Annotated in this window: 15 protein-coding genes and 1 riboswitch; of the genes, 6 read left to right on the forward strand and 9 right to left on the reverse strand. The window is 69.4% G+C overall.

Annotation, left to right across the window (positions count from 1 at the left end; translation table 11 throughout):
* Positions 1 to 33: 33 nt before the first annotated feature.
* The 5 genes from NL1_RS13775 (at position 34) to NL1_RS13790 (ending at position 3,560) form a co-directional block, all read left to right on the forward strand.
* On the forward strand, positions 34 to 579 hold the full coding sequence (locus NL1_RS13775) for a DM13 domain-containing protein (RefSeq protein ID WP_067839119.1): 546 nt from the start codon (positions 34 to 36) through the stop codon (positions 577 to 579).
* Positions 580 to 705: 126 nt separating this feature from the next.
* Complete coding sequence (locus NL1_RS39915; RefSeq protein ID WP_281180822.1) at positions 706 to 828, forward strand: hypothetical protein; 123 nt, start codon at positions 706 to 708, stop codon at positions 826 to 828.
* A 92-nt stretch (positions 829 to 920) separates the two neighbouring features.
* Entirely contained in the window at positions 921 to 1,466 is a 546-nt protein-coding gene (locus NL1_RS13780; RefSeq protein ID WP_067838986.1) for an HNH endonuclease, read from the forward strand.
* A 23-nt stretch (positions 1,467 to 1,489) separates the two neighbouring features.
* The gene (locus NL1_RS13785) at positions 1,490 to 1,762 is read left to right on the forward strand and encodes a WhiB family transcriptional regulator (protein ID WP_067838990.1); all 273 of its coding nucleotides are present in this window, start codon (positions 1,490 to 1,492) and stop codon (positions 1,760 to 1,762) included.
* Positions 1,763 to 1,943: 181 nt separating this feature from the next.
* Positions 1,944 to 3,560, forward strand: coding sequence for a VWA domain-containing protein (locus NL1_RS13790; RefSeq protein WP_245673239.1), 1,617 nt, complete (start codon positions 1,944 to 1,946; stop codon positions 3,558 to 3,560).
* 363 nt (positions 3,561 to 3,923) lie between these two features.
* Here NL1_RS13790 and NL1_RS13795 read toward each other — a convergent pair whose 3' ends face one another.
* Positions 3,924 to 4,787: a virginiamycin B lyase family protein gene (locus tag NL1_RS13795; RefSeq protein WP_067838993.1), complete on the reverse strand. Its 864-nt coding sequence runs from the start codon at positions 4,785 to 4,787 to the stop codon at positions 3,924 to 3,926.
* A complete protein-coding gene (locus NL1_RS13800; RefSeq protein ID WP_084510565.1) occupies positions 4,774 to 6,261 on the reverse strand; it encodes an ABC-F family ATP-binding cassette domain-containing protein in 1,488 nt (495 codons plus the stop codon). The genes NL1_RS13795 and NL1_RS13800 overlap by 14 nt, the downstream gene beginning before the upstream one ends.
* 60 nt (positions 6,262 to 6,321) lie before the next feature.
* Between NL1_RS13800 and NL1_RS13805 the strand changes: the two genes are divergently transcribed.
* Complete coding sequence (locus NL1_RS13805; RefSeq protein WP_067838995.1) at positions 6,322 to 6,903, forward strand: TetR/AcrR family transcriptional regulator; 582 nt, start codon at positions 6,322 to 6,324, stop codon at positions 6,901 to 6,903.
* Between the two features lie 70 nt (positions 6,904 to 6,973).
* Here NL1_RS13805 and gcvP read toward each other — a convergent pair whose 3' ends face one another.
* From gcvP to NL1_RS13840, 7 genes are all read right to left on the reverse strand, one after another.
* Positions 6,974 to 9,796, reverse strand: a complete 2,823-nt coding sequence (gene gcvP, locus NL1_RS13810) for an aminomethyl-transferring glycine dehydrogenase (RefSeq protein WP_067838998.1) — start codon at positions 9,794 to 9,796, stop codon at positions 6,974 to 6,976.
* A 183-nt stretch (positions 9,797 to 9,979) separates the two neighbouring features.
* Positions 9,980 to 10,078, reverse strand: a riboswitch (glycine riboswitch).
* Between the two features lie 132 nt (positions 10,079 to 10,210).
* Complete coding sequence (locus tag NL1_RS13815; RefSeq protein WP_067839000.1) at positions 10,211 to 10,804, reverse strand: MerR family transcriptional regulator; 594 nt, start codon at positions 10,802 to 10,804, stop codon at positions 10,211 to 10,213.
* A gap of 198 nt (positions 10,805 to 11,002) precedes the next feature.
* The gene (locus NL1_RS13820) at positions 11,003 to 11,476 is read right to left on the reverse strand and encodes a bifunctional nuclease family protein (protein WP_067839003.1); all 474 of its coding nucleotides are present in this window, start codon (positions 11,474 to 11,476) and stop codon (positions 11,003 to 11,005) included.
* A gap of 224 nt (positions 11,477 to 11,700) precedes the next feature.
* On the reverse strand, positions 11,701 to 12,504 hold the full coding sequence (ftsR, locus tag NL1_RS13825) for a transcriptional regulator FtsR (protein WP_156094836.1): 804 nt from the start codon (positions 12,502 to 12,504) through the stop codon (positions 11,701 to 11,703).
* Positions 12,505 to 12,649: 145 nt separating this feature from the next.
* Positions 12,650 to 13,135 carry an oxoglutarate dehydrogenase inhibitor Odhl gene (gene odhI / locus NL1_RS13830; RefSeq protein WP_067839009.1) on the reverse strand — a complete coding sequence of 162 codons (486 nt, stop codon included), beginning with the start codon at positions 13,133 to 13,135 and terminating at the stop codon, positions 12,650 to 12,652.
* Between the two features lie 164 nt (positions 13,136 to 13,299).
* Positions 13,300 to 13,698: a glycine cleavage system protein GcvH gene (gcvH, locus tag NL1_RS13835; protein ID WP_067839012.1), complete on the reverse strand. Its 399-nt coding sequence runs from the start codon at positions 13,696 to 13,698 to the stop codon at positions 13,300 to 13,302.
* A 42-nt stretch (positions 13,699 to 13,740) separates the two neighbouring features.
* Positions 13,741 to 14,382 carry a CDP-alcohol phosphatidyltransferase family protein gene (locus NL1_RS13840; protein ID WP_373862556.1) on the reverse strand — a complete coding sequence of 214 codons (642 nt, stop codon included), beginning with the start codon at positions 14,380 to 14,382 and terminating at the stop codon, positions 13,741 to 13,743.
* Positions 14,383 to 14,507: the final 125 nt, after the last annotated feature.

Consider the following 14,507-nt stretch of genomic DNA (forward strand, 5'->3'; position numbering starts at 1 on the left):
CAGGGCCGTGATTCGCCCGCGGGAAGGAAGACCATGGTGTCCGTGCGCAAGATCGCTCGATCCCCGATCGCCTGGGTACTCACGGTGCTCGTCGTAGCCGGTCTCGGCGCGGCGCTCGCCCTGTTCCAGCCCTGGCGGCTCGTCACCGACACCACGGTGAACGAGGCGGTCCCGACCGTGGTGGGGCCGCCGGGGGGCATGCCGCAGATCGACCCACCGACGCAGCCGCGCACGCTCGCCACGGGAACGTTCGTCTCCCATGAGCACAGCACCTCGGGCGCCGTCAGCGTCCTGCAACTGGCCGACGGCAGCCGGGTGCTGCGCCTGGAGAATCTGGACACCTCCGACGGACCGGACCTGCATGTCTGGCTCACCGACGCCCCGGTGCTCGAAGGCAGGGCGGGCTGGGGCGTCTTCGACGACGGTCGCCACACCGATCTCGGGCAGCTGAAGGGCAACAAGGGCAGCCAGAACTACGCCATCCCGGCCGAGGTCGATCTCACCGCCCTGACCAGCGTCTCGATCTGGTGCGACCGGTTCGACGTCTCGTTCGGCGCGGCGGCCCTGCACGCGATCTGACGCGCTCGCATCCCGCGAAAAAAATGACCCGACAAACGCGGGTTCCCTGTGCCACCATGTGATTCCACGATGATCGCCCCGACCGGCGGGGCGATCCGGCGAGTACCTGGAAGGAGGAGGTGGCCCGTGCATCAGACGATCGCGTATTCGGCGAACAGCAAAGCCGTACAGCGGTTCTCGACCGTCGAGAACGGACAGCCGTCGCGCGGCGATGGCGGCGCGGCAGGCCACCTCCCGGCCGGTCGCTGACCTCCCGGTTCCCCGAACCGAGCGCGCCGCGCACCCGACGGCGCCGCGCTCCGCCGAATCTTCCACCTCCTTCACGAAACATGGTGAGCCCCATGATGTTCCGACGTGCCGCCGATCCGGCGGCGGTGACCGCCGACAACTGGATACACACCGGCGTCCTCGTCCTCAACGCCTCCTACGAGGCGCTCGACGAGGTCGCCGCCGAGCGCGCCGTCGTGCTGCTGATCAGCGGCGCCGCCGAATCCGTCGCCGACAGGGAGCCGTACTTCCCGATCCGGTCGCGGCAGATGGAGATCGCGCTGCCGGAGACCATCCGGCTGCTGCGCTACGTGTACATCGAGCACATCACCCGGGTCCACGACGAAAGCCGCGCCACCCTGGCGGGCGTGCTGCGCCGCGACGCGCACCGGTGCGGCTACTGCGCCGGATGGGCCCGCACCGTCGACCACATCCGTCCGCGCAGCCGCGGTGGCCCCAACACCTGGAGCAACCTGGTCGCGGCCTGCGCTCCGTGCAACACGCTCAAGGCCGACCGCACGCCGGAGGAGGCGGGCATGCGGCTGCTGTGGGAACCGAAGGCGCCCGATCACCTCGCCAAGCGGCAACGCCAGATCTGGAAGCAGCTGGCGAGCACCTGAGAACCGAGAAAGGAGTAAGGATCATGACCGTCCGAACATTGCCGACCGGGGCCGAGCCGACGCTCGGCGACCTGCTCCCGCTCTCGGATGCCCGAGGGTGGCACCGGGCCGCGTGCCGAGGTGATCCGAATCACGAAGCCTGGTTTCCGTACCCGTCGCAGGACTTCGACTACGCGCGCGGCATCTGCGGGAGCTGTCCGATCCGGGCGGCCTGCGCCGATTTCGCCGCCGGCACCGGCCAGTCCGGCGTGTGGGGCGGGCACGAGTTCGACCGCGGGCGGATGATCCGCGAATAACCGGCCGCCCGAGCCGCCGACGCACCGCAGCGTCGGCGGTTCGCGTGCGTCGAGGGGCCTCGCGTACCGGTCCGTGGACTCGGCGGGCGGCCGAACCGGCGGTGACCATACACTGATCGCCGTGGGCACTCATCGCAGCGGGACCAGATCTCGAGGTATCAGCAAAGGTCCGGTTATCGCAGTGGTGGCCATTCTGCTACTCGTTGCCGCGGTTTTCGCCTGGTTCCAATTCAGCGACCGGGCCGCCGACCGCGACAGCGCGGCGGCCGCGGAATGCGTCGAGGGGCCTTCGACGCTGTTCGTCACCGTCGATCCCGACATCGAGGCGCCGGTACGCGCCATCGCCGACAAGTACAACGCGACCGAGCCGCAGGTGCGCGATCACTGCGCGCGCGTCGCCGTGACCGTGCGGCCCTCGGCGGCGGTGGCCGAGGCGTTCCGCGCGGGCGGCACGTGGAACGCGGCGCTTGGACCGCAACCCGCGCTGTGGATTCCGGATTCCTCGCGCGCCGTCGAGTCCATGCGAGTGCCGGGACTCGTTGCGGGCGAACCGAGTCCGATCGCGGGCAGCCCGGTCGCGCTCGGCGTGCCCGAGCAGGTGCGCGCCGCGCTGGAGAGCGCGCGGATCGCGTGGGGCGATCTGCCTCGCCTGCAACAGGGTTCGCTCGACGAGATCGGCCTGTCCGGCTGGGGCGGGCTGCGGCTGGCGCTGCCGCCCGGCGACGGCACCGTGGCCGCGGCGGTCGCGGTCGGGTCGGCCGTGGCCGGTGAGGAGCCGTTGTCCGACGCGGGCGCGCAGTCCGGCCAGGTGGTCGCGGCGATCTCCGGCTTGGCGTCCGGGGCGCCGGAGGTCGCGGACACCGCCGCCGCGCTGGTCGCGGTCGCGAATCCGGCCCAGGGCGCGAGTTCCGCCATCCACGCGGTAGTCGCTACCGAGCAGCAAATAGCCGGGCAGCCCGGCGTCGCCGTGTTCCGGCCCGCGGGCACCGCGCCGGTGGCCGATCACCCCGCCGCGCTCATATCCGGCCCGTGGGTCGACCAGACGCAGAACCTGATCGCCGGGCTCTTCGTCGACTATCTGCGCAACCCCGAACAGTCGCCGTTCTTCACCACCGCGGGCTTCACCGCGGTGCCCCCGCCGACCGGTCCCGGTGCCTCCCGCGCCGCGCTGGACAAGGTGCGGGCCACCCTCGCGCACCCGGTGCTCGGCGTGCAGTCCACGGTGCTGCTCGACGTCTCCTCGTCCATGTCGACCGCCGAGGGTGCGAGCACCCGCCTGGCCAACGCACTCGGCGCGCTCCGCTCCACCATGAACGTCATGCCGCCGGACTTCGGCCTCGGTGTCTGGACTTTCGGCAAGAACCTCGACGGCGCCAATCCCTACCGGGTGCAAGCCCGCACGGCCGCGCTCGCCGACGGCCAGCGCACCACGATCGACACCGCGCTGAGCACCGTCCGCGCCACCGAAACCCGGACCGATCAGGCCTACCCCGCGCTGCTCGCCGCCTACCGCAGCGCGGTGACCGGCTACACCGAGGGCCGGACGAACTCGGTGCTGCTGATCACCGACGGGCCCGACGACGACTCCACGCTCACCGGCGCACAACTGCTCGCCGACCTCACCGCCGCCGCCGATCCGGATCGCCCGGTGCGCGTCGACATCATCGTGATCGGCGGCGGCGGCACCGAGACGCTGCAAACCGCCGCGCAGCGCACCGGCGGCAGCTACGTCCGGCTGACCACCTCGAACGACCTCAGCTTCGGCAGCGCGGTCGTCCAAGCGCTCACCACGCCGTAGGTCGCCGGAGCGCGGTTCCATCGTCGGCGCGCCGCCCTTGCGGAGGGCGCCCACCGGTGGAACCGCGCGTCAGCCCGGAATCACGCGTGAATTTACCAAGGCCACACTCCAACGAACCCGACCGGCCGACCAAGACGGTAGGGCTGGCGTGCACGGTTGTACCCGGAGGCGAATCAGATGGCTATTCGCGCCCGTCCGGTTCGACTGAGGCGAGCGCGCCCGACCCCATGGCGACCCCGATCGCGCCATCGGGGTCGCCAGCCAAATCGTGCGGTTCGGCGCCGGCAGGTCGAGTTCGCTGATCGCCCCGGCGGTGATGACCCGGCGGAGCCTGCCGGTGGAACCTCGTGCGAGGTCGGACGGCTATTCGCGGCCGTCCGGTTCGACACACACGAGCGCGCCCGACTCCATGGCCAACCAGATCGCCCCATCCGGACCGACCGCCAAGCCGTGCGGTTCCGCGCCGGGCAGGTCGAGTTCGCTGATCGCCCCCGCGGTGGTGATCCGGCCGAGCCGGGAGCTCCCCCACTGCGTAAACCACAGCGCCCCATCGGGTCCCGCGATGATCGCGTGCGGACGCGCAGCGCGGTCGGGCAGCGGAAACTCTTCGATCGCGCCGTCCACGGTGATTCGGCCGATCTGCCCTGCGCCGATCTCCACGAACCACAGCGCGCCGTCCGGGCCTGCGGTGATGCCGACCGGGTTCGCCTGCTCGGTCGGCAGCGGATACGTGGTGATCGCACCATCCGTGGTGACCCGGCCGATGGCGTTCGCCTGATTCAGGGTGAACCACAGCGCGCCGTCGGGCCCCGCGGTGATCATCGACGGCATGCCGTCGACCGGGTACCGGGTGATGGTGCCGTCGCCGGACAACCGCCCGATGTGACCGGACTGGAGTTCGGTGCACCACAGCGCGCCGTCGGGTCCAACGCACAGACCGTACGGCGCGTCGGCGGCGACGAACGACAGCTCGCCGTCCGCGCCGATCCGGCCGATCCGGTTGCCGCGAAACTCGGTGAACCACACCGCGTCATCGGGACCGGCGACGATCACCGTCGGCTGCCCGTCGGCCGGGTCGAGGGCGAAGGTCTCGATGCCCTCCCCCGCCCACCGGCCGACCGAACCCTGTGCGGCCATCGTGAACCAGAGCGCGCCCGCCTTGTCGACGGTGACGCCGTACGGCGCACCCGGCGCCTCGATCGTCGTGCGGATCTCAGGCAAATTCATGCACTCCCTTCTGTTCACCACGGAACCGGCGGCGCAGCGCCCGATCGTGGCTGACCACCACTACCGCGCCCGGATATTCACCGAGCGCCTGCTCCAGATCCTCCACCAGCGCGAGCGACAGGTGGTTGGTCGGCTCGTCCAGCAGCAGCAGATCGTGCTCGCCCGCCAGCACTCCAGCCAACGCGAGCCTGCGGCGCTGCCCCTCCGACAGGGCGCCGACGGGGACGTCCAGCGCGCCGCGGTGGAACAGACCGGTCGACAGCAGCGCCTCGCGGCCGTGGCCGTAGGCCTGCGCGACGGTCTGCGCCGGATCGAACGCGACCTCCTGGCGCAGGTAGCCGACTCGTCCCCTGATGCCGGCGTAGATCTCGTCCAGCAGCGTCGACTTGCCGGAGCCGTTGGGCCCGTCGATCAGCAGCCGGTCGCGCGGGCCGAGCGTGAGCCCGCCGATCTCGAACGACTTCGCCTGTGCCGCACCGAATCTGCCGCGGAAGCGCAGCGGCTTCGGTGGCGGCGGCACCGGGTCGTCGGTGAGCCTGCGCAAGCGCTCGGCCGTCTGGCGCACCCGCGAGGAGATGGAACTCTGGACCCGGCCCGCGTTGCGGTCGTAGGCCATCTTGTTGTTGTCCTTCATGTTCCGGCCCGCCGCGACCTGGTGCGCGGTGGTCGCGGAGAATTCCTCGAGCCGCCGGATCTCGCTCTGCCACTGCACATACGCCTGCTCCCAACGCTGCCGTGCCGCGGCCTTTTCGGCCAGGAAACCGGTGTAGCCGCCGCCGAATCGGGTGACGCCGCCGTGGTCGACCTCGATGATCGCGGTCACCACGCGGTCCAGGAAGATCCGATCGTGCGAGACCACCACGACGGTGCCGCGATGGGTGCGCAGGCGGTCTTCCAACCAGGTCAGGGCCGCTTCGTCCAGGTGGTTGGTCGGCTCGTCCAGCAGCAGGATCTCCGGGGAGGCCGCGAGCAGGCAGGCCAGCCCGAGCCGCGCCTGTTCCCCGCCGGACAGGCTCGCCACGGCGCGCTCACGTCCGATGCCCGCGAGTCCGAGGCCGTGCATCGCCTTGTCGACCCTGGAGTCGGCGTCGTAGCCGTCCCTGGCTTCGAAGGCGGTGAGCAGCTCGCCGTAGGCGTCCATGTCCTGCGCGGCAGCGGCTTCCAGCATCCGACGCTCCAGGTCGCGTAGTTCGGCGAGGGCCAGATCGATGGCGTCGGCGACGGTCTCGCCCGCCAGTGTCTGGCCGAGATAGCCGATGCCGCCCGGCGCGTCGACGGTTACGACACCGTCGTCGGCGCGCTCGGCTCCGATCATGACGCGCAGCAATGTCGATTTGCCCGAACCGTTTTCGCCGACGATGCCCACTCGCTCACCGGGCCGGACCGTCAGCGTGACGTCGTCGAGCACGCGGCGGTCGCCGTAGGACTTCGCAACACCCCGAAGGGTCAGTTGGGTGGTCAGGTGGAACTCCAATCGCTACTTGTGTAGCTTTAAGCTAACAAACGATCCGCCCTAACGCAACAGGAGTTGTCTTTGGAGACCCAGAAACGTCCGGGCGGCCGCAGCGCACGGGTCCGCGACGCGGTGCGCACGGCCACGTTGGCTGAGCTCACCGAGCACGGCTACGAGAGACTTTCCGTGGACGCGGTGGCCCAGCGTTCAGGGGTGCACAAGACCACGGTCTATCGCCGCTGGCGCAGTCCCGAAGGCCTGATCGCGGACGCGCTCGACCTGGCCGCCGCCGAACCGTGGCCCCTTCCCGACACGGGCACGCTCGCCGAAGACCTGCGCGCGCTGACCGAATTGGTACGGACCGGCTTCGCCGACCCGGAAGCGGGTCCGATCGCGACCGCGTTCATCGCCGCCGCCATGCAGAACCCCGCCGCCGCGACCGCGCTGCACGACTTCTATCAGGCGCGCCACCGGCAGTCGGCCGAGATCGTGCGGCGGGCCGTCGACCGCGGTGAACTCCCGCCCGAGATCGACGCGGAGCAGGTCGTCCGCTTCGCCGTCGCGCCGATCTTCTACCGCCTGTTCATCTCCCGCGAACCGGTGACCGCCGAGGACGCTCGCCAAGCCGCCGACGCGGCCCTCGCCGCCGCCCGCGCCCGGTGAGCCGGCTTCCGAGTACGCGAAGGCCGCCGCGTCGAGGTGCTGTCCTCGGCGCGGCGGCCTTCATCAGGTGTCAGTCGGCGTAGGCGTCCAGCGGCGGGCAGGAGCACACCAGGTTGCGGTCGCCGTACGCGCCGTCGATGCGCCGCACCGGCGGCCACACCTTGGCCCTGGCGTGCGCGAGACCCCGTGGGTAGACGGCGATTTCGCGGCTGTAGGGGTGATCCCAGTCGCCGACCAGGCTGGCCGCGGTGTGCGGCGCGCCGCGCAACGGGTTGTCCTGCACGGGCCAGACGCCCGCGCCGACCTGATCGATCTCGTTGCGGATGGCGATCATCGCCTCGATGAAATCGTCCAGCTCGGCGAGGTTTTCGCTCTCGGTCGGCTCGACCATCAGCGTGCCCGCGACCGGGAAGCTCATGGTCGGTGCGTGGAAACCGTAGTCCGCCAAGCGCTTCGCCACATCGTCGACGGTGACGCCGGTGCTCTTGGTGATCTCGCGCAGGTCGAGGATGCACTCGTGCGCGACCATCCCGTTCTCGCCGGTGTAGAGCACCGGGAAGTGCTCGTCCAGCCTGCGCGCCACGTAGTTGGCCGAGGCGATGGCCGAGAGCGTCGCGCGACGCAGGCCGTCGGCGCCCATCATCCGGATGTAGGCCCAGGTGATCGGCAGGATCGAGGCCGAGCCGTACTCGGCCGCCGACACCGCGTACGAACCGCGCTCCAGCGGGTCGCCGGGCAGGTACTTCGCCAGGTGCGAGCGCACCGCCACCGGGCCGACGCCGGGACCGCCACCACCGTGCGGGATGCAGAAGGTCTTGTGCAGGTTCAGGTGGCTGACGTCGCCGCCGAACCGGCCGGGGCGGGCCAGGCCGACGAGCGCGTTCAGGTTCGCGCCGTCCACGTACACCTGGCCGCCCGCGTCGTGCACCAGGGCGCACAGCTCGGCCACCTCGTGCTCGTACACGCCGTGCGTGGACGGGTAGGTGATCATGATGCAGGCCAGCCGGTCGGCGTGGTCGGCGATCTTCGCGCGCAGGTCGTCCAGGTCGACGTCACCGTTGTCGCGGCACTTGACCACTTCCACGCGCATGCCGACCATGGCCGCCGAGGCGGCGTTGGTGCCGTGCGCGCTCGACGGGATCAGGCAGGTGTCGCGGTGGGTGTCGCCGCGGTCCAGGTGATAGCGGCGGATGGCCAGCAGACCGGCGTACTCGCCCTGGCTGCCCGCGTTCGGCTGCAGGCTCACCGAGTCGTAGCCGGTGATCTCGCAGAGCCAGTTCTCCAGGTCGGTGATGACCTTCAGCAGGCCGGGAGCGTCCTCGACCGGCGCGTACGGGTGCACCCTGGCGAAACCGGGCCAGGTGATGGGCTCCATCTCCGCGGTCGCGTTGAGCTTCATGGTGCACGAGCCGAGCGGAATCATGCTGCGGTCCAAGGCGATGTCCTTGTCGGACAGCCGCCGCAGATAGCGCAGCATCGCGGTCTCGGTGTGGTAGCTGGTGAACGCCGGGTGGGTCAGGAATCCGGAGGTGCGCGTCTCGATGGAGGCGGCGGGCTCGGCGGCGGCGTCGGTGTCCAAAGACCGTGCGGTGCCGAAGGATTCGAGCACGGCCGCGACGTGCGCCGGGGTGGTGGCCTCGTCGCAGGCGATGGCCACGTGGTCGGCGTCGACCAGGTGCAGGTTGATGCCGCGCGACTTCGCCTTGGCCACCACGGCTTCCGCGCCGCCGGGCACGTGCGCCAGCACGGTGTCGAAGAAGGTGTCGTGTACGACGGCGCCGTCCAGCCCCGCCGCGATCGCCGCCGCGTGCGCGTGCACCCGCCGCGCGATCGCCCGCAGACCGTCCGCGCCGTGGTAGCTCGCGTACATCGCGGCCACGATGGCCAGCAGCACCTGGGCGGTGCAGATGTTCGAGGTCGCCTTCTCGCGCCGGATGTGCTGCTCGCGGGTCTGCAGCGCGAGCCGGTAGGCGAGGTCGCCGTCGGCGTCCACCGACACGCCGACCAGCCTGCCCGGCAGCTGCCGCGCGAACTGGCTGCGCACCGCGAGGTACCCGGCGTGCGGGCCGCCGAATCCGAGCGGCACGCCGAAGCGCTGGGTGGTGCCGAAACAGGCGTCGGCGCCCTGCTCGCCGGGCGGGGTGATCAGCGTCATCGCGAGCAGGTCGGCGCCCACCGCGACCAGCGCGCCACGCTCGTGCGCCGCTGCGATCACAGCCGTCCAGTCGACGATCCGGCCGGACGCACCCGGCGCCTGCAGCAGCACACCGAAGAAATCGCCCTCCGGAAGCACGCCGGTGGACAGATCCGCCTCGACGATCTCGATGCCCAGCGGCTCGGCCCTGGTCTCCAGCACGGTGCGGGTCTGCGGGAAAAGGTCCGCGTCGACGAGCAGCCGCGCCGACTTCGACCGGCCCGCCCTGCGCAGCAGCGTCATAGCCTCCGCGGCAGCGGTGGCCTCGTCCAGCATGGACGCGTTGGCCACCTCCATCCCGGTCAGATCCGAGACCATGGTCTGGAAGTTGAGCAGCGCCTCCAGGCGTCCCTGGCTGATCTCCGGCTGGTAGGGCGTGTACGCGGTGTACCAGGCCGGGTTCTCCAGCAGATTGCGCACCAGCACCGGCGGGGTGAGGGTGTCGTAGTAGCCGAGGCCGATCATCGAGGTGGCCACGGTGTTGGCGTGCGCCAAGGCGGCCAGCTCGGTGAGCACCTCGTGTTCGCTGGCCGCGGGCGGCAGCCCGGCGAGGGCGCCCGCGGCGGAGTCGTCGAGGATGCTCGCGGGTAGTGCGGCGGTGGCGAGCTCGTCCAGTGATCCGACGCCGACGACGGGCAGGATCCGGGCGAGTTCGTCCCGGTCGGGTCCGATATGACGGTCGGCGAATGATCGAGTCACGGCAGCAGCTCCATGGTCGGGCGGGTCGAGCCGTGTCGTTCGGTTGACGCGGTGTCGACGATTACCAGCCCTCCCCCTCTGTCGTGGTGCCTGAGAGATTCGGGCGCCGGCCGAAACCGGTTCCCTTTCCCCATGGGCGGGCGGCCCTGCGCACAGCGCAGACCACCGCTTTCCAGAGGCGCCGAAGCCCGTACGGTCCCTGTTGCCTGAGAGATTGACGGGGAGGTGCTGCTCCTTCGGCGCCCGGTCTGCTCGAGACCGGAACTCTCCCGCACGGCGGCGACGCACCGTCAGTTTATGTCGCCTGTCCGCGAAACGACGCCTCCGCCCCGGTGTCGCCCTCGTCACTCCGTTCCGCGGACAGCGAAAGGCCACCGTCCCGCGTGGGTGACGGTGGCCGGATGCCGCCCGGTCTCAGCCGGTGGCTCTGTTCATCCTCGCCTTGCGCCGGAAGGCGAGCTCGTCCTCCGGTCGCTCGGTTGCCGTGCTGGCGCGCTCCGCGGGGAAGTTCGCGATGGCGCCGGTCAGCTCGCGCATCGCGCCGCTGACAGCGATACCGAAGACACCCTGCCCGCCCTGCAGTAAATCGACTACCTCCTCGGGCGAGGTGCACTCGTACACCGAGGTGCCGTCGGAGAACAGGGTGATGCCCGCCAGATCCTGGACGCCCCGGCTGCGCAGATGATCGACGGCGATGCGGATGTTCTGCAGCGAGATCCCCGCATCCAGCAGCCGTTTCACGATCTTGAGAACCAGGATGTCCTTGAACGAGTACAGCCGCTGACTACCCGAACCCGCCGCGCCGCGAATGGACGGCACGACCAGTCCCGTCCGCGCCCAGTAGTCGAGCTGCCGGTAGGTGATCCCAGCGACCTGGCACGCGCTCGGCACTCGGTAGCCGACGAGTTCATCCGGTACGGAGTCGTCCGGGAACAGGCCGGGCTGCACCTCTGAGCCCTCGGTCGGACGAACATCCGGCCGCCGCACATCCTGCGATTGCTCTGCCACTGACCACTCCCTTGCTCCGCAGACGCCTCGCCTCATCGATGGCCCGGCTCCGTGATGACCAACAACCCGTCATTCCGGACGTGGCCCAACTATCGAGATTACTCCCGTTGATTGTCTCGGGAGCGACATCATCGGACCAAACGCGACGCGCGGTAAAAGTCTTCAGCTGTAGTTGAGGTCTAGAAGATTCTCGGAACCTCAGCTGTCGGTGGCCTTGAAGTCGTCCGGCGACACCGACTCGAGGAACTCCTTGAACTTCTCGACTTCGTCCTCGCGTTCGTCGGGCATCACCAGACCCGCCTCCTCGAGGACCGCTTCCTCGGCATGGATCGGGCAACCCACCCGCAAAGCGATGGCGACCGAGTCGGACGGGCGTGCCGAGATGCGTAGCTCGTTGTCGAAGACCAGATCCGCGTAGAAGGTGCCCTCCTGCAGATCCACGATCCGGACTTCCTTGAGGGTGTGTCCGAGTTCGGTGATCAAGATCTTGATCAGATCGTGGGTCAGCGGGCGGATGGGCGTCACCCCCTCCTGCTCCAGCACGATGGCGGTCGCCTCGGCCTGCCCGATCCAGATCGGAAGGTACCGGTCCCCGGATGCCTCGCGCAGCAACAGCACAGGCTGATTCTGTGGCTGCTCGACGCGGATGCCGATCACGCGCATTTCACTCATGCCTGCGCCTCGCTAACGCTCGGCCCCGGCATGCGCGAAGCACGCTGAAACATGATTCGCTCGCTGCGCTCGCTCATAGCACTGCCTCCCATATTCGCCGGCCGCCCCACCTGACCGCTGCAGAGCTCGCCGTACCACGAGTCTAGGCGAACCCCCAGCGGTGCTGCGATCGGTGTGCACAGCCGAAATCGGCGTGTTGCCGGGGTGGAATACAGGTGCGGAAGTCAGCTTCCGAGAGAGTTGCGTACCGAGGCCTTCACCAGGCAGGTGTGCAGAGTCAGCGACAGTGCCGCAAGTTCGCGCACGGTTTCCTCGGCCCTTGCTCGCGCGCCCGCGTCGCGGCTCTTCGCGATCGGCGCGGCGATCTGGGCCACCAGCGCGGCCTCCCGGTCCGCGGCCAGCTTGAAGGCGCGCAGATGCCGTGCCTCCAGGCCGAATTCGGCCATGGCGCGGGCGGTTCTGGCCAACGTCACCGCCTCGCCGTCGAAGAAACCCGCGGCACCCGGGGTGATCAGGTTGGCGCGGATCAGATCGTTGAGGAACTTCTCATCGATCTCGGCCTGCTCCAGCAGATCGGCTCGGGTGAGCCGGATTTCGTGATCGAAGCGCAACTCGTCCGGCGAGACCTCGCTGGGCACCACGCCGAGCCTGCGCGGCGCGGCCTGCCGCGAGACGCGGCCGCCCTGCGCGACGGCGGATCCGGAATCGGCGGCCGTGACCGGCCCCGACTCCGCACCGCCGGGGCGACCGGAGTGCGCCCGGGCGCGGGCTTCCCGCACACCGAGCGTGGCCGCCCCGCTGTCGATCGCTTCCAGTTGTTCCTTGATCACCTTCAGCGGCAGGTACTGGTCGCGTTGCGCGGTCAGCACGAACCTGAGCCGTTCGCAGTCCGCGATCGAGAATCTGCGGTAGCCGGACGGCGTGCGCTCCGGTCGGATCAGGCCCTCGGACTCGAGGAACCGGATCTTCGAGATGGTGATGTCGGGAAAATCGGGTCGCAGTAGGTCGAGCACGGAGCCGATCGACATCCCTCCGCGCGCCCACTGCGCCGCGCCCGTCACAGCGCCGAGTCCTTCACACACCTCGGCGCCCGCGGCGCGAGCGACGGGCCCGGAGGCGGGAGCGGAGCGTGACCATGCAGGGACCCGCGAACGCCGCCATCCGAACCAATGCTCATAGACTGCCCGCACCCGCCGAGGGCTCGTTCACCGAGGCGCGCGGTCCGGTGAGGAACACGAGACGGAACTTGCCGATCTGCACCTCGTCGCCGTTCTGCAGCTCCGAGGAGTCCACCGGCTCCCGATTCACGTAGGTGCCGTTCAGGCTGCCCACGTCCACCACCTGGAAGGTGTCGTCGTCCTGCCGGAACTCGGCGTGCCGACGGCTGACGGTGACGTCGTCGAGAAAGATGTCACTGTCAGGGTGGCGGCCCGCCGAGGTGGTCGGCTGATCCAGGAGGAATCGCGATCCCGCGTTCGGTCCGCGCTTGACGACCAGGAGGGCGGCGCCAACCGGCAGGCCCTCGACCCCTTGGACCGGCTGTTCGCCGGTCTGCTCACCGGAGCGCGACGCGTCGACCTCGTTCAGGAAATCCGCGCGGAAGACCGACGTCGTCTCGGCCGCGGTCTCCTGGTAACCCGGGTCTTTGTTCTCGCTCACCGTTTCTCTCCTCCTCGAACCTGATTATCCATGCAAGCAGGTGATGCTTCGCCGACACGACAGGTCGTGTCGCTAGAACACCGGCACCGGATGCCGGTAGATCTGTTGGCTTTGACCGTACCCTGCCGGGGCGTGCCCGTGCAGGTGGAACTGGGAAGGCCGCGTCAGCCCCCGATAACTCCTTGATAACCTGCTGCATCCAGCAGTTCACCCAGCGTGACATCGAGCCCGGCGGCGTCGTCGGCCTCCAGCTCGAACAGCCACCCATCACCGTACGGATCGGTGTTCAGCTGCTCCGGAGACTGGGCGAGTTCTTCGTTCACCGCAACAACTTTCGCGGCGAGCGGGGCGTAGATGTCGGAAACGCTCTTGGTCGATTCGACCTCGGCGATGCCCTCGCGCGCGCTCGCTTCCTTCCCGACCTCGGGCAGCTGCACGAACACGACGTCGCCGAGCTGCGACTGCGCATAGTCGGTGATACCGACCCGCACCCGGTTCGGGGCGACCCGGCGCACCCACTCGTGCTCTTCGGTGTACCGCAGATCCTCGGGGGTTAGGGGCACTAGGCGTCCTTTCGTAGTGAACGTTGCACGCAACCTTATCGGTTATGGGTGACGGTGCCCCACAGCCGGTATCGCTCGCGCCACCGCAATGGCCTTGCCCGCGTAGAGCACGCCGGTCCACAGGTACACCGCCGTGCCCCAGACCAAGAATGCCCCACCGAAGGCCCTTCCGAAACCGTCGAGTGCCCAATCCATCTGTCCGGCAAGCAACCAGGGCAGCGCGGACATCAGCGCGAAAGTGGCGGCTTTGCCCAGATAGATGACCTCCGGCGGGTCCAGGTTCCGCCGTTTGTACACCGAGAGCGTGAGGGTCAGCGCCAGATCGCGCCCGACGAGCAGCAGCGCGACCCACCACGGGAGCAGCCCCCGGATCACGAAGGCCAGCAAGGTGGTCACCAGGAACAGCCGGTCCACGAAGGGGTCGAGCAGCGCGCCGAGGCGCGAGCCCTGGTCGAGCAGCCTGGCCAGCTTGCCGTCCAGGAAATCGGTCACGCCGCTGGCGACGAGCAGCGCGAAAGCCCAGCCGTCGGCCTCTTCGACGAGCAGCAGCCACAAGAACACCGGCACACCGATCAACCGCAGCACGCTCAGCACGTTCGGGACGGTGAGGATGCGGTCGTCGAACACCCCGCCGCCGGTGTCGGCGCGCTCGCCCGGTTCGGTCGTCCCCGATTCCGTTGTCACACGCCAGTGCTTACCGCACGAACCCCCGGCGCCGCCATCCGGGCTCGCCGCGGGTTTACGCCACAACGCCCACCCTGAAAGAATGACTATGAAACTATCTCATCATCAGTAGATGAGGAGAGGAT

The organism is Nocardia lijiangensis NBRC 108240 (assembly GCF_001613045.1).
GTDB classification, from domain to species: domain Bacteria; phylum Actinomycetota; class Actinomycetes; order Mycobacteriales; family Mycobacteriaceae; genus Nocardia; species Nocardia lijiangensis.